The organism is Sphingosinicella soli, assembly GCF_014199685.1.
In the GTDB taxonomy this organism is placed as follows: Bacteria; Pseudomonadota; Alphaproteobacteria; order Sphingomonadales; family Sphingomonadaceae; genus Sphingosinicella; species Sphingosinicella soli.
The window spans coordinates 86,523-101,267 of record NZ_JACHNZ010000007.1; the positions used below are offsets into that span (position 1 = coordinate 86,523).

Genomic DNA, 14,745 nt, shown 5'->3' on the forward strand with positions numbered 1-14,745 from the left:
CGTGTCGCGACCGGGGTTCTGTTTCTGGCCGAAGCGGCCGGGGCTCAGCCGTCGTCCTTGCCCATCATGGAGATGCCGATGAACTGCGGCGGGCGCGCGCCGCGCTTCACGAACAGCACGACCGTATCGCGCCCGGCCTTGCGCGCGGCGGCGACGGCGGCAGCAGCGGCGGCCGGTGTCTTGGTCAGCTGCTGGTTGATCGAAAGGATCACGTCGCCGCGCTGCAGGCCGCGCTTGGCGGCATCGCTGTTGCGGTTCAGGCTGGCGATCACCACGCCCTCGACCTCGTTGTCGATGCCGAGCTGGCGGCGCACTTCGGGGGTCAGTTCGGCAAGCGTGATGCCCAGGCTGCGACGGGCCGATGCCGCCGCTTCGCTCGTCGCCGCGTCACCGTCCGGGGCTTCGTCGTCGGCGCCCGCCACGGCGATTTCAGACGGCCGCTCGATCAGCGTCGCCTGCACGGTCTGGCGCTTGCCCTTGCGGTAGAATTCGATCGGTACGCGGCTGCCGATGCCGCTGTTCGCGACGATCGACGACAGCGTGTTGTCGACGGTCACTTCCTGGTTGTTCACGCGCGTGATGACGTCGCCGGGAAGAATGCCGGCTTTCTTCGCCGGGCCGTCGTTCTCGACGCTCGCGACAATCTCGCCGCGATCCTTCTGGAGCCCGAGCGCCGAAGCGATCTCCGGCGTCACCGGCTGGATGCTGACGCCCATGTAGCCGCGCCGAACGCGCCCGATCGAGCGCAGCTGGTCGATCACCGGCGAGGCCTGCTCGGCGGGGATCGCGAAGCCGATGCCCACGTTGCCGCCCGTCGGCGAGAAGATCGCCGTGTTCACGCCGATCACGTTGCCGGAAAGGTCGAACATCGGCCCGCCCGAATTGCCCTGGTTGATCGAGGCGTCGGTCTGGATGTAGCGGTCGTATTGCCCCGCCTGGATATTGCGGTGCAGCGCCGACACGATGCCCGCCGTCACCGTGCCGCCCAGGCCGAACGGGTTGCCGATGGCGATCACCCAGTCGCCCACGCGCACGCGCTCGGACTGGCCGAAGCGCACGTAAGGCAGATCCTTGCCCTCGATCTTCAGAAGTGCGAGATCGGAAAGCGGGTCGCGGCCCACGATGCGTGCCGAATATTCGGTGCGGTCGGACAGCGTCACGGTGATCTTGTCGACCGCCTCGGCGCCGCCGCGTCCGGTGACGACGTGGTTGTTGGTGACGACATAGCCGTCCGGCGAGATGATGAAGCCGGAGCCCAGCGACTGCGCCTCGCGCGTCTCGGGTTCCTGGCCTTCCTGCTGCTGCTGTTCCTGAAAGCGGCGGAACAGTTCATCGAGCGGCGTGCCCGGCGCGAAGCGGGGAACCCCGCGCATGCGGCCCACCTCGATCTCCTGCGTGGTGGAGACGTTGACGACTGCGGGCTGCAGCCGCGCGGTCAGGTCCGCGAAGCTGCCCGGCGCGCCGCCGGGGGCGCTGACAGGCGCCTGCACCGGCTGCTGCTGCGTCTGCTGGGCATGGCCCGGTTCCTGAAGGGCAAGCGTTGCGGCGCTGGCGAACAGAACGGCCGCGCCGGTCATGGCAAATGCGATACGCACGTATCTCGTCTCCTCAAGTGACGCCATTTAAGAACCGCTCGGCGTCAATACAATCGTGTCCCCCGTGTCTCCCGCCTGCATCCGCGCGAACGGGTGCGGGCGAAAGTGCTATCGATACGGATCAGCGCCCGCGCATCCCTTGGAACTCGCGCAGGAATTCATTGTCGGGCGACAGGATCACGCTGGCGTTGCCGTCGCTGAACGTGGTCCGATACGCCTGCATGGCGCGGTAGAACGCGTAGAAGTCCTCGTCCTTGCCGAAAGACTGCGCGTAAACGCGCGAGGCTTCGGCGTCGGCTTCGGCGCGGATGATCTGTGCCTCCTTGCGGCCCTGTGCGCGGATCGATTCGGCCTCCTGCTGGCGCGCGGTCTGCATGCGCAGGAACGCCGACTGCAGCGGATCACCGGGCGGCAGGTCGGCGCGCTTGATGCGCACGTCGACGATTTCCGCGCCGTAACGGCTGGCTTCGCGATTCACCGCTTCCTGGATCGTGTCCATCAACTGGCCGCGTTCGGGGCTCAGCAATGTCGCGAACGTCTGCCGGCCAAGCTCGTTGCGCAGGCGCGAACCGAGAATGCGCGAAAGTTCGTCGGCGACGCGGTCTTCCGATCGCACGGTCTGGTACATGCGCAGCGGATCGATGATGCGGAACCGCGCGAACGCATCGACCACCAGGCGCAGCTGATCGGTGGAAAGCACCACCTGCTGCGGCATGTCGAGATCGCGGATACGCTTGTCGACCCACACCACGTTTTCGATGAACGGCGCCTTGAGCGTCAGCCCGGCGCCGGTCGCGCCGAAGGGGTCGTCGGCGTTGTAGCGGTTGACGATCCTGTCGGGCTTGCCGAGCCGCACGATGATCGCCTGCTGCGATTCCGAAACGGTGAACAGCGACGTGGTGATCAGGATCAGCGCAAGGAAGGCGAGGCCGACGAGGGCGATAGGATTGCGCAGCAAGGTCATTGCGCAGCTCCCGCGGCGTTTGCGACGGCGCGTTTCCGCACCTCCGGCAGCGGCAGATAGGGCACGACGCCGTCAGCCTCGATGATCGTCTTGTCCACCTTGCCGAGCACCTCTTCCATCGTCTCCAGATACATGCGCTTGCGCGTCACGGCGGGCGCAAGCCGATACTGCGCGTACACCGCGTCGAAGGCCGCCGCCTGCCCCTGCGCCAGCGACAGCAGCGACTGCGAATAGCGCCGCGCCTCGTTCAGGTACTGCTCGGCGTTCTGCTGCGCGGCGGACACGTCCTTGAAGGCCGTATCGACGGCGGCGGGCGGGTCGGCCTGCTTGATATCGACACCGACCACGTCGATGCCCGCCTTGTAGCTGTCGAGCATTTCCTGAGTGCGCACACGCACCTGCTCGGCGATCTGGGCGCGCTGCGGCCCGATCGCGGCGTCGAGCGGAACACGGGCAACCTCTGCGCGCATCGCCGATTCGGCGACCTCGTGGATCGTCGTCTCCGGCTCGGCGAGCTGGAACAGGAACTGCACGGGATCCTTGATTTTCCAGCGCACCGCATAGGCGATGTCGATGATGTTCTGATCGCCCGTCAGCATCAGATTTTCGCTCGATTCGTTGGGCCTTCCGATCTCGATCGTCGCCACCGTCTCCACCGCAGGCTTGGTCACCGTTTCGATCGGCGCCGGCAGCTTGAAGTGCATGCCCGGGCCCGTCGTGCGGGAATAGGCGCCGAACCGCTGCACGACGCCGCGTTCTTCGGGCACCACGCGATAGAAGGACGAGAAAGCAACCCAGACAAGCACGAGTCCGAGAAGAATATAGCCCCACGGCAACGCGCCGCCTTTCGGGCCGCCGGGGAGCCCCGAACGAAGACGCTCCTGGCTGCGCCGGATGAAATCGTCGAAATCGGGACCGCCGCCACCGCCGCCGCGCCCGCCGTTTCCGCCGCCCGAGCCACCACCGGAACCGCCCCCGGAACCACCGCCCCAGGGGTTGCGCGGCCCGTTGCCGCTGCCGCTGCCCCAGGGCCCGGAGCTGTTATTGTTGATCTGCCAAGGCATTCGTTACCTGTCGATTGCTTCCAATGAGCTGCCTATATACGGACGCCTCTGGAAATTTGCGAGAGATGCTGACCACCAAGGAGCGAAAATGGCGGGCGAAGAGCAATTGCGCGCGGCGCTTGCACGGCTGGCGGACCCGGTATCGGGCAAGGATATCGTCAGCGCCGGGCGCGTATCGGGCATCGTGCTGCGAAGCGGGCGGGCCGGGCTCGTGCTCGCCACCGACGGTCTTTCGGCACATGACGCGAAGACGCTCGAAGCCCGTATCGATGCGGCGCTGCGGTCCGTACCGGGCGTGGAGGGCGCGCGCATCATCACCACGGCCGAACGCGGCGATGCGCCGCAGGGCCCGCACCCCACCGCCCCCGCGCCGCTTCCGGAAATCCGCACGATCATTGCGGTCGGTTCGGGCAAGGGCGGTGTCGGCAAGTCGACCGTGGCCGCGAACATCGCCGTCGCGCTCGCCGCGCGGGGGCTGAAGGTCGGGCTGCTCGATGCCGATATCTACGGACCCTCCGTGCCGATGCTGATGGGGCGTCAGGAACGGTTGACGCTGCGCGACAAGCGCATCCAGCCCGCCGAGGTGCACGGGTTGAAGGCCGTCTCGATCGGCGAGATGACCGATCCGGACCGCGCCGTCGTGTGGCGCGGGCCGATGGCGTCGAGCGCGCTGATGCAGATGCTGACGCAGACCGATTGGGGACCGCTCGATGTCCTCGTGGTCGATCTGCCGCCGGGCACGGGCGACATTCAGCTCACGATGGCGCAGAAGGTGCCGCTCGCCGGCGCCGTGATCGTCTCGACGCCCCAGGATCTTGCGCTCATCGATGCGAAGAAAGCGGTCGGGATGTTCGGCAAGGTCGGCGTGCCCATCCTCGGCATGATCGAGAACATGTCCACCTTCCACTGCCCGGCATGCGGCCATGAAAGCCACATCTTCGGCCACGGCGGCGCGGAAGCCGCAGCGGCTGCGATGGGGCTGCGCTTCCTCGGCGCCATCCCGCTCGAGATCGGCATACGCGAGGCAAGCGATGCGGGCACGCCGATCGCGCTCAAGGGCGATGCGGCAGGGAACGCCTTCCGCAACATCGCCGTTCAGATACAGGAAGCCCTGAAGGAGACGTCCCGTGCCGCTGACATCCGATGAAGACATTCGCGCCCTGCTCACCGCCACGCGCACCATCGCGATGGTCGGCGCGTCCGACCGGCCCGACCGGCCGAGCCACGGCGTCATGGCGTATCTGCAGGGGCGCGGCTACCGCGTGATCCCTGTGAACCCTACACTTGCTGGCTCCACGCTTCACGGCGAAACCGTCTACGGTTCGCTTCCCGAAATTCCCCAGCCCGTCGACATGGTCGATATCTTCCGCCGCTCCGACGCGGTCGGGCCGGTCGTCGACGAGGCCATCGGGATCGGCGCGAAGGCGGTGTGGATGCAACTCGGCGTCATCAACGACGTTGCCGCCGCCAAAGCCGAAGCCGCAGGGCTAAAGGTGGTGATGGACGATTGCCCCGCCCGCGCGATTCCCCGCCTCGGCGTGCCGAAGGTCGGCTGACGGCGGACGGGGCTTCCGGAATAGGAAAGCCTGTGCAAGCCTTGCGGGTTCTTTGAAATCCGCGCGCAGGCCCGACCGGAAAAAACCGTCGTTTGCCTCCACTTCCTCTACTTGTGAGGGATCAGGCGCCCGCCACGGTCATGCCCTCGATGCGCAGCGTCGGGGCGTTCACGGCATGGCGGAAGACGAGGTCGTCCGCCGGGGTCAGATTCAGGAACATGGACTTGAGGTTGCCCGCCACCGTGATCTCGGCGACGGCGCCCGCGATCTCGCCGTCCTCGATCAGGAAGCCCGCAGCGCCCCGGCTGTAGTCGCCCGTCACGCCGTTGACGCCCTGGCCGATGAGTTCGGTGACGAGCACGCCGCGCCGGATGTCCGCAATGAGCGCGCTGCGGCTCAGCGTTCCCGCCTCCATGTACAGGTTCGTCGTGGAAACGCCCGGCGGGCCGGAAACCCCGCGCGAAGCGTGGCCGGTCGGGCGGCTTTCCAGCTGCCGCGCCGATGCGCTGTCGAGCAGCCAGCCGGTGAGGCGTCCGGCATCGACGAGCAGCATGCGCGCTGTCGGCAGGCCTTCGCCGTCGAACGGCCGGGAGCGGAGGCCGCGCGCGCGCAGCGGGTCGTCGGCGATGGATACGCCCTGCGGGAAGATCTGCTCGCCGAGCGCGTCCTTCAGGAAACTCGTGCCGCGCGTGATGGCCGTACCGCTGATCGCGCCCGCAAGATGGCCGAGCAGCGAGCCCGCGACGCGCGGATCGAACACCACCGGCATGGCGCCGGTCGCGAGTTTCGCGGGCGAAAGGCGTGCGACAGCCCGTTCGCCTGCACGCCGGCCGACGGTTTCGGGCGCGTCCAGATCGGCATCGTGCCGCGCGCTGTGATACGCATAGTCGCGCTGCATCGTGTCGCCGGTTCCCGCGATGGTCGAGGCGGAAACGCCGTAGGAGCTCCCCGAATAGGCGCCCGCGAAGCCATGCGAGGTGGCGAGCGCATAGACCGCGCGGCCGCTGCTGGCCGACGCGCCCTGCGAATTGCTGACGCCCTCCACGGCGCGCGCCGCATCCTCGGCCGCAAGCGCGCGCGCCCGCAGCGCCTCGACCGGAATGTCGGCGCCGTCGTCAATGTCCAGCGCGGGCCAGGGGCCGTTCGCGAGCCGCTCCGCCGGGGCAAGCCCCGCGTAGCGATCCTCCGGCGCCTCGCGCGCCATGGCGACCGCACGCTCGGCGGCGGCGGCGAGCGCGGCGGCGGAAAGGTCGGATGAAGACACGTTGGCACTGCGCTGGCCGATGAAGACGCGAATGCCGATCTCTTCGGCCTCCGAACGTCCGATATCCTCGAGTTCGCCGAGCCTTACATGCACGCTCGACGACATGTCGCCAAAGTAGACTCCGTCCGCGGCATCGGCGCCGAGCGCTTTTGCGTGGGCGATGGCGTGGTCGAGGCGGTCGAGTGCAGCGTTTGGATCAAGCATGGTAGCCGCGCATAAGCGCTTGGCGCGCGCCCGTCAAAGCCCGGCCGCGAGGCAGGCCGCGAACAGGAGCGCGCCCGTCAGCGTGTTGGAACGGAACAGCCGCAGCGCGCGCACCGTGTCCGCCCCGCCGAGCGCGCGAACCTGCCAAAGCAGATGGAGCGCGGCCGGGATCAGCGCGGCGAGCGCCAGCGGTTGCTGCGGCGCGGTGAGCAGGAGTGCGGCCCCCAGCAGCAGCATAGCGGCGGCATAGAAGATCGCGACACCCGCGCGAAGATTGCCGCCGAGCCGCCGCGCCGAAGACTTGATCCCGGCAAGCGCATCATCCTCGATGTCCTGAAGCGCGTAGATCGTATCGTAGCCGAGTGTCCAGAAAACGCCCGCCGCATAGAGCGCGACCGCAGCAGGCGGCAGCATGCCGGCAACGGCAGCGAAGCCGACGAGCGCCCCCCAGTTGAAGGTGAGACCCAGCCACGCCTGCGGCCACCATGTGATGCGCTTCATGAACGGGTAGCCTGCGACCAGCAGCAGGGAGCCGAGTGCAACCACCTGCGCGAAGCCCCCGAGCTGGATCAGCACGACGAGGCCGATCAGCGACAGGCCGACGAGCAGCACCCATGCAACTGTCAGCGAAACCGTGCCGCTTGCGAGCGGGCGGCTGCGGGTACGTGCGACGCTCGCATCAAGATCGCGGTCGATGATGTCGTTGTACACGCAGCCCGCCGAGCGCATCGCGAACGATCCGATCAGGAACAGCAGCACAAGATAGATTTCCTGCGGAAGACCGCCCGCCAGCGCGACGCCCCAAGCGCAGGGCCAGAACAGCAGCCAGGCGCCGATCGGCCGGTCGGCACGCGCCAGCCGGGCGTAGGGTTTCCACGATCGGGGCAGCATTTCGACCCAGCTGCCGGCGACCGCATCGGGCGTCACGCGATCGGTCGTCTCCGGCGTGGTCAGGGGCGGGGTCTCCATGCTAGCGGGGTCAGCATGGGTGATCGATCATTGTCAAGCAAGGCAGGCCCGCGCCTGTTCGTGGACACGCCGCTCGCGGCGGGGAGGACGCTGCCGCTGCCTCCACCGGCCGGGCACTATCTGACGCGCGTGATGCGACTGCGCGAAGGCGACGGCGTCAGGCTCTTCGACGACCGCACCGGCGAGTGGCGTGCGGTGATCGCCGCGGTCGGCAAGCGCGAGGTGGTCGTCCGCGCGGAGGCGCTGCTCAAGCCGCGCGAGACGGTGCCGGACCTCTGGCTCTGCGCAGCGCCGCTGAAGGCGGGGCGTATCGACTGGCTGGCGGAAAAGGCTTGCGAGCTGGGTGTAGCGAGGCTGGTCCCGACGGTGACGCGGCGGACGGTCGTGGGCAATCTGAAGCTCGACCGGCTGCGCGCGCATATGGTTGAGGCGGCCGAACAGTGCGAACGTACGGCGCTGCCGGAGCTTGCCGAACCGGTATCGCTCGCCACCTTGCTTGAAGGCTGGCCGGAGGACCGCAAGTTGATCTTCTGCGACGAGGAAGGCGGCGAGCCGATTGCGCAAGCACTGCCCGGCATCGCAGCGCCCGCCGCGATCCTGATCGGCCCCGAGGGCGGCTTCGACGATGCCGAGCGCGCGGCAGTACGGGCCCTCCCACAATGCGTGCGCGTATCACTCGGCCCGCGCATCCTCAGAGCGGATACTGCGGCAGCGGCGGCGATCTCCGTCTGGCAGGCGATGTCGGGGGATTGGCAGGGGGCCTGAGCCTCGCTCATTTCCTCTCTGGCGTACGGCCGCGAGGACGGCTAAGCGCTCGCCATGAGCACGCGCAAGGCCGGTGAAGGCGATATCCTTCCTATCGAGTCAAAAGACGATTTGCTGAGCGTTTTCGAGGGCGGCTGCAAGCCCGCGGAGCGTTGGCGAATCGGCACCGAGCATGAGAAGTTCGTGTATCGCACCAGCGATCACCTTGCGCCCTCCTATGACGAGCAGGGCGGCATCCGCGATCTTCTGATGGCGATGACGCGCTTCGGCTGGGAACCGATCGAAGAGAACGGATATGTGATCGCGCTGGCGGGTGATGACGGCAATGTCAGTCTCGAACCCGCAGGACAGTTCGAGCTGTCCGGGGCGCCGCTTGAAAATCTTCACCAGACCTGCGCCGAAACGGGACGGCATCTGAAACAGGTGCAGGAGGTCGGCAAGGAACTCGGCCTTGGCTTCCTCGGTCTCGGAATGTGGCCGGACAAGCGCCGGGACGATCTGCCGATCATGCCCAAGGGCCGCTACGCGATCATGCTGCGCCACATGCCGCGCGTCGGGTCACTCGGGCTCGACATGATGCTGCGCACCTGCACCATCCAGACCAACCTCGACTATGCGAGCGAGGCGGACATGGTGAAGAAGTTCCGTGTCAGCCTCGCGCTGCAGCCGCTGGCAACGGCGCTGTTCGCGAACTCGCCGTTCACGGAAGGCAAGCCGAACGGCTTCCTCAGCTATCGCAGCCATATCTGGACCGATACCGATGCCGCGCGCACCGGCATGCTGCCGTTCGTGTTCGAGGACGGTTTCGGCTTCGAGCGATGGGCCGACTATATTCTCGACGTGCCTATGTATTTCGCGGTTCGGGACGGAAAATACGTCGATCTTGCGGGCCAGGATTTCCGCGCCTTCATGGGTGGCAAGCTCGCGGCGCTGCCGGGCGAGCGCGCGACGATCGGCGACTGGAACGACCATATCTCCACGGCCTTCCCCGAAGTGCGCCTCAAGAGTTACCTTGAGATGCGCGGCGCGGACGGCGGGCCCTGGAATCGCATCTGCGCGCTGCCGGCTTTCTGGGTGGGGCTGCTCTACGACGACATCGCGCTCGATGCGGCGTGGGATGCGGTGAAGCACTGGTCGATCGAGGACCACCACCGCATCCGCGACGAGGTGCCGAGGCTGGGGCTGCAGGCGAAAGGGCCGCGCGGGCGTTCCTTCCAGCAGCTCGGCAAGGATATCCTCGCGATCGCCGAAGCAGGCCTGACGCGCCGCGCACGGCTCAACAGTTCGGGCGACAACGAGGCCATCTTCCTCGCGCCGCTGTTCGAGATCGTGGAAAGCGGCAAGACGCCCGCCGAGCGTCTTCTCGATGCTTATCATGGACGCTGGGCGGGCGATCTTTCGCGGGTTTACGCCGAGGAAAGTTTCTGACGCCTTTCAGATCGAACGGCTGACGACTTCCTTCATGATCTCCGACGTGCCGCCGTAGATGCGCTGAACGCGCGCATCGCGCCACAGGCGGGCGATCGGGTATTCGTTCATATAGCCCGCGCCGCCGTGGAACTGGAGCGAAGCATCGCAGGCTTCCCATTGGAGTTCGGTGTGCCAGAGCTTGGCGGCTGAGGCTTCTGCGGCGGTGAGCTTGCCTTCGACATGGCGCTTCAGCGCCCAATCGAGGTGTGCCCAGCCGACCTGCAGCTTTGTTGCAAGATCGGCGAGCACGAACTTGGTGTTCTGGAAATCGAACACGGTCTTGCCGAAGGCCTTGCGATCCTTGGTGAACCCGACCGCCTCGTCGAAGGCCCGCTGCGCGACCGCCTGGCCGGAGAGTGCGATCTGCAGACGCTCCTGCGGAAGCTGCTTCATCAGGTAGATGAAGCCCATGTTTTCCTCGCCGATGCAGTTGGTGATCGGGACGCGGACGTCGTTGAAGAACAGCTCCGAGGTGTCGGCGGAATGTTGCCCGACCTTGTCGAGGTTGCGGCCGCGCGCGAAGCCCTCGCGGTCGGCTTCGACGAGAATGAGCGAGGTGCCCTTCGCGCCCTGCGCCGGGTCCGTCTTGGCGACGATGATGATGAGGTCGGCGTTCTGGCCGTTGGTGATGTAGGTCTTGGAGCCGTTCACGACATAGTGATTGCCGTCGCGCTTCGCGGTGGTCTTCACGCCCTGAAGGTCGGAGCCTGCGCCGGGTTCGGTCATCGCGATCGCGGTGATGACCTCGCCCGAGACCATGCCGGGGAGCCAGCGGCGTTTTTGTTCTTCGGAGCCGTAGTTGATGATGTAGTCGACGACGATGTCGGAATGGAGGGTGATGCCGGCCGAGGAACCGGCGTAGCAAAGTTCTTCCCCTATGACGGCGTTGTAGCGGTAGTCGAGGCCGAGACCGCCGTATTCTTCGGGGACTTGCGGGCAAAGGAGCCCCGCTTTGCCGCAGGCCAGCCAGAAGTTGCGGTCGACGATGCCCTCTTCCTCCCACCGGTCGAGGTTGGGATGAAGTTCCCGATCGAAGAACTTGCGGACGCTGTCGCGGAAGAGGGCGTGATCCTCGTCGAAGGCGGTGCGGCGGGCGGTATCGAGCATGACGGGTTCCTTTCGGCGGTGCGGGTAGCGGCGGCGGATTTCAGTGCCTACTCCCTAAAGTGGCCGTACCAATGTGACGCCGACCGCGATCCACGGCGTTTCTGACACGACGAGCTGCCGCGCGCCGGGAACGAGCGGCAGGATCGCGAGGTGCTGGCCGTCCAGATCGACGAGACGCCCGAACACGAAGCGGCCGGCGGGGCGGGGGACGAGCACGTCGCGGTTGCGCGCGCGCTCGAACTCGGCAGGCGCAAGCCGTTCGCACCAGAGCGAATCGCCGGTGCGATAGTCGCCGATACCGGCCACGACCTGCACCGCGACCATCGCGCCGGAGGGGCGCGGCGGCAGCAGCGTCTGCGACGTGGCGGGCGCGCGGACGCCGTCGGCGCCGAGCAGCGCGGCGACGGGAACGTCGGGACGTTCGGGATGGGTGACGAGTTCGGCGGCCTCGACGCCGAGCGCTTCGGCGATGCGGTTGAGCCAGCCGACCGAAACGGTGCGGGTGCCGGTTTCAAGGCGGCCGATGGTCTGGGGGGTGGTCGCCGGGCGGCAGCGCTCCGCCACGTCGGCCAGCGTGAGACCCCTGCCCTTACGAACCTCGCGGATGCGTGTGAGCATCAAATTATCCTATTGGGTTATTTTTCACTGTCCTACAGGCAAAGCGCGATGGCAAGGGCGTTTCGCAACCTCGCGAATGGGAGACGCCGATGCCCGAAACCCGCAACCGCATGATCGTGAACAGCATAGACAGCCCCGCGCACCGCCGCGCCGCGACGGAAGGCGCGCGCCACGCCAACCGCGCGGAGGAACCGATCGCGTGGCTGCACGCGCGCGGCAAGATCAGCGACCGCCAGTTCGAGGCGGGCGTGCGCCTGCGCCGCGACTTCATGATCGCCGCGCGCGGCCCGCGCGTGACGATGGCGTGGGACGCCGCGCCCGTAGCGAAAGTCAGCCGCGCCGCGCCCGATGCGCCCGATCCGACGACGGCGCAGATCGGCGCGAAAACGCGCGTGGATGCCGCGCTTGCCCACGCCGGGCAGGGGCTGGCGGATGTGCTGACGCGCACCGTGTGCCTGGGCGAAGGGCTGGAAACGGCGGAACGGGCGATGGGCTGGCCGGCGCGCGCGGGAAAGGTGGTGCTGTGCCTGGGGCTGGACCGGGTGGCGGACTATTACCGCGTCTGATCGGCGGCGATCGGCGCGATCGCGCTTGCATGCGGCGGAATCGCCATCGCGCCGACGGCGGCGATGAACAGAAGACAGGCGCAGGCAATGATCGTTTTCATTTCAACCTCTTTTTGCCCGGCCCCGATAAGCGCTTCATACGCGGCATGAAATTACGATCCGATGAACGACAGACCCGGATCGATGCGCGAAGTGCTTCAGCCGCCCAAGCATTGCAACCAGGGTGCGACCAAAAGGGACATAAATAACCAGATAGGATAAATAATACTTGACGAGCGAACCGCTCTACGCTAGAGATCAGACACGCTGAGGAATTGCGGCTCCGGGGGTTCAGGCCCTTCGGGGCCGTTTTCGTGTCGGGGGCTCGGCAGCACCTTTTTCGAAAGGACATCGGATGCCGGATGCGAAACCGACGGGCCGCGCGCTGCGCCACGACGGATGGACCCCCAGGCGCCGCACGCTCTTCCTGAAAACGCTCGCCGAGACTGCGAATGTGCGGGCTGCGGCCGTGAGCGCGGGCAAGAGCGCCTGCGGCGTCTATGCGCTGCGCCGCCGCGACGCCGACTTCGCGCGGGCCTGGGACGACGCGCTGTCGCTCGCGATGGACGAGCTGGAAGCGATCGCCTTCGACCGCATCCGCAACGGGGTGCAGAAAACCGTGGTGCGCGCCGGCGGCGTGACGGTCACCATCACGGAATATTCCGACCGGCTGCTGATGTTCATGCTGAGCCGCCGCCGACCGGAAGCCTATGCGGCGCTCGTGGCCGCCGACGACGATGACGACGAGGAACTGGAAATCTACCGCACCGTGGAAGCGCGCGTCACGCAGATCGAGACGCGCCGCGCGGGGCGGGACGCTTGAGCGCGGCGACGCTGACGGCGCGTCTGAAGGCGATGACGCCCGAAGAGCGCGCCGAAGCGCTGGAAGGGTATAATCAGGCGCAGCGCAACCGTCTGGCCGGGGGCTGGTATGTCAGGGCGCGGCGCACGCAGATTTTGCCGCCGGGCGAATGGTACGCGTGGCTGGTGATGGCCGGGCGCGGCTTCGGCAAGACGCGCACGGGCGCCCAGTGGGTGCAGCACGCCGCCCGAAACGGCAGCGCGCGCATCGCCATCGTGGGCGCCACGCTGCATGAAGCGCGCAGCGTGATGGTGGAAGGCGAATCCGGGCTGATGACCATGCGCCCCGCGATCCTGCGGCCGGCGTTCGAGCCTTCTCTGCGCCGGCTGACGTGGCCCTCGGGCGCGCTCGGCTTTCTTTATTCGGCCGACGAGCCGGACTCGCTGCGCGGCGCGCAGCACAGCCACGCCTGGGGCGACGAGATCGCGAAATGGTCGCACGGGCTCGACGTATGGATGAACCTGCGCATGGGGCTGCGGCTGGGCAAGACGCCGCGCGCGGTGCTGACGACGACGCCGCGCCCGGTGCCGCTGGTGCGGATGCTGATGGACGAAGCCGCCGCAGAACAGGGCATCATCGTGACGCGCGGGCGCACGGCGGAGAATACGGCGAACCTGCCTGCGGCGTTTCTGGCGGCGGTGACGGAGGCCTACGGCGGCACGCGGCTGGGGCGGCAGGAACTGGACGGCGAACTGATCGAGGAGGTGGAAGGCGCGCTCTGGTCGCGCGCGCTGATCGAGCAATGCCGGGTGCGGGCGGTGAACGGCGAGGAGGCGGCGCAGGACGCCTTCGCGCGCGTGGTGATCGGCGTCGATCCGCCCGCCGGGCACGGCACGGGATCGGTGTGCGGGATCGTCGCGGCGGGGCTGCTTGGTGACGGCACGATCGTGGTGATCGAGGACGCGAGCGTCGCGGGCCTGTCGCCCGAAGGCTGGGCGCGCGCGGTTTCCGGCGCCGCCGCGCGGCACGGCGCCGACCGGGTGATCGCGGAGGTGAACAACGGCGGCGACATGGTCGCACGCGTGCTCGCCGCCGTGGACGACGCGCTGCCGGTGAAATCTGTGCGCGCCACACGCGGCAAGGCGATCCGCGCCGAGCCGGTGGCGGCACAGTACGAGGCCGGGCGCGTGCATCATGCCGGGGCATTTCCGGCGCTGGAGGATGAACTGTGCGGGCTGATCGCCGGGGGCGGCTATGAAGGGCCGGGGCGATCGCCGGACCGGGCCGATGCGCTGGTGTGGGCGGTGTGGGAGCTTATGGGGAAGAGTGTACGGCCTGGGGTTCGGGTGGTTTGAAACTGGTAGGAGGCCTTTCTACGCAATGTCCTTTACAAACTTTCGGAACCACATTCGGGGTCATCGCTTGTTAAGATTGTTTGCCGCATCTTTTGGATGCGGGCTATTGAATCGTCGAATCTGAGAAGCTAAGTTTGACAAGAATTTTGTAGAGAAGGAATCGAAATGTTGAAGATTCAAACGGTTGGCCGGGCCGAGGGCTTCGGCGGACACTGATTCGCTTTCTCTTGACGACTATACAATCGCCCCGGCAATGTCCGGGGCGATTTGTTTTAGGGGGCGAAAGTGGGTAAGCAAACGATCGAACCGGGGTGACGTGACCCCCTGATTTTCCTCCACGCGTGATTAGAGTCCGGCCCTGATGGAAGGACGGACGATGAAGCGACTGAGGTTTACGGAAGAGCAGA

The 14,745-nt window shown here is 67.1% G+C and carries 14 protein-coding genes; 7 read left to right on the top strand and 7 right to left on the bottom strand.

Annotation, left to right across the window (positions count from 1 at the left end; genetic code table 11):
* Window positions 1-44 precede the first annotated feature (44 nt).
* The 3 genes from GGQ98_RS04500 to hflK all read right to left on the bottom strand — a co-directional run bounded on the left by GGQ98_RS04500 (window position 45) and on the right by hflK (window position 3,623).
* Window positions 45-1,595 carry a Do family serine endopeptidase gene (locus GGQ98_RS04500; RefSeq protein ID WP_184065747.1) on the bottom strand — a complete coding sequence of 517 codons (1,551 nt, stop codon included), beginning with the start codon at window positions 1,593-1,595 and terminating at the stop codon, window positions 45-47.
* A 121-nt stretch (window positions 1,596-1,716) separates the two neighbouring features.
* Entirely contained in the window at window positions 1,717-2,559 is an 843-nt protein-coding gene (gene hflC, locus GGQ98_RS04505; protein WP_184065750.1) for a protease modulator HflC, read from the bottom strand.
* Window positions 2,556-3,623, bottom strand: a complete 1,068-nt coding sequence (gene hflK / locus GGQ98_RS04510) for an FtsH protease activity modulator HflK (protein WP_184065753.1) — start codon at window positions 3,621-3,623, stop codon at window positions 2,556-2,558. Before hflK ends, hflC begins: the two co-directional genes overlap by 4 nt.
* Window positions 3,624-3,711: 88 nt before the next feature.
* On the opposite strand from hflK, the gene GGQ98_RS04515 reads away from it, so the two are divergent.
* Together GGQ98_RS04515 and GGQ98_RS04520 are read left to right on the top strand one after the other, a co-directional pair.
* Window positions 3,712-4,770, top strand: coding sequence for an Mrp/NBP35 family ATP-binding protein (locus GGQ98_RS04515; protein WP_184065756.1), 1,059 nt, complete (start codon window positions 3,712-3,714; stop codon window positions 4,768-4,770).
* Complete coding sequence (locus GGQ98_RS04520; RefSeq protein WP_184065759.1) at window positions 4,751-5,179, top strand: CoA-binding protein; 429 nt, start codon at window positions 4,751-4,753, stop codon at window positions 5,177-5,179. The genes GGQ98_RS04515 and GGQ98_RS04520 overlap by 20 nt, the downstream gene beginning before the upstream one ends.
* Window positions 5,180-5,300: 121 nt before the next feature.
* Here the strand turns inward: GGQ98_RS04520 and GGQ98_RS04525 are convergent, their stop codons facing one another.
* Window positions 5,301-6,647: a TldD/PmbA family protein gene (locus GGQ98_RS04525; protein ID WP_184065761.1), complete on the bottom strand. Its 1,347-nt coding sequence runs from the start codon at window positions 6,645-6,647 to the stop codon at window positions 5,301-5,303.
* Between the two features lie 33 nt (window positions 6,648-6,680).
* Window positions 6,681-7,616, bottom strand: coding sequence for a 4-hydroxybenzoate octaprenyltransferase (gene ubiA, locus GGQ98_RS04530; RefSeq protein WP_184065764.1), 936 nt, complete (start codon window positions 7,614-7,616; stop codon window positions 6,681-6,683).
* Between the two features lie 30 nt (window positions 7,617-7,646).
* On the opposite strand from ubiA, the gene GGQ98_RS04535 reads away from it, so the two are divergent.
* Both GGQ98_RS04535 and GGQ98_RS04540 read left to right on the top strand, forming a co-directional pair.
* Window positions 7,647-8,381, top strand: a complete 735-nt coding sequence (locus GGQ98_RS04535; RefSeq protein ID WP_243451692.1) for a 16S rRNA (uracil(1498)-N(3))-methyltransferase — start codon at window positions 7,647-7,649, stop codon at window positions 8,379-8,381.
* A 54-nt stretch (window positions 8,382-8,435) separates the two neighbouring features.
* Complete coding sequence (locus GGQ98_RS04540) at window positions 8,436-9,809, top strand: glutamate--cysteine ligase (RefSeq protein ID WP_184065769.1); 1,374 nt, start codon at window positions 8,436-8,438, stop codon at window positions 9,807-9,809.
* 6 nt (window positions 9,810-9,815) lie between these two features.
* Here GGQ98_RS04540 and GGQ98_RS04545 read toward each other — a convergent pair whose 3' ends face one another.
* Together GGQ98_RS04545 and GGQ98_RS04550 are read right to left on the bottom strand one after the other, a co-directional pair.
* A complete protein-coding gene (locus tag GGQ98_RS04545; RefSeq protein WP_184065772.1) occupies window positions 9,816-10,958 on the bottom strand; it encodes an acyl-CoA dehydrogenase family protein in 1,143 nt (380 codons plus the stop codon).
* Between the two features lie 54 nt (window positions 10,959-11,012).
* Window positions 11,013-11,576, bottom strand: coding sequence for a helix-turn-helix domain-containing protein (locus tag GGQ98_RS04550; protein WP_184065775.1), 564 nt, complete (start codon window positions 11,574-11,576; stop codon window positions 11,013-11,015).
* Between the two features lie 89 nt (window positions 11,577-11,665).
* Between GGQ98_RS04550 and GGQ98_RS04555 the strand changes: the two genes are divergently transcribed.
* The 3 genes from GGQ98_RS04555 to GGQ98_RS04565 all read left to right on the top strand — a co-directional run bounded on the left by GGQ98_RS04555 (window position 11,666) and on the right by GGQ98_RS04565 (window position 14,338).
* Window positions 11,666-12,142: a DUF6456 domain-containing protein gene (locus tag GGQ98_RS04555; RefSeq protein ID WP_207791249.1), complete on the top strand. Its 477-nt coding sequence runs from the start codon at window positions 11,666-11,668 to the stop codon at window positions 12,140-12,142.
* 394 nt (window positions 12,143-12,536) lie between these two features.
* Window positions 12,537-13,004 (top strand): hypothetical protein, encoded by a 468-nt coding sequence (locus GGQ98_RS04560; RefSeq protein ID WP_184065777.1) that lies wholly within the window; start codon window positions 12,537-12,539, stop codon window positions 13,002-13,004.
* Between the two features lie 32 nt (window positions 13,005-13,036).
* Window positions 13,037-14,338, top strand: coding sequence for a DNA-packaging protein (locus GGQ98_RS04565; protein WP_184065799.1), 1,302 nt, complete (start codon window positions 13,037-13,039; stop codon window positions 14,336-14,338).
* Window positions 14,339-14,745 lie beyond the last annotated feature (407 nt).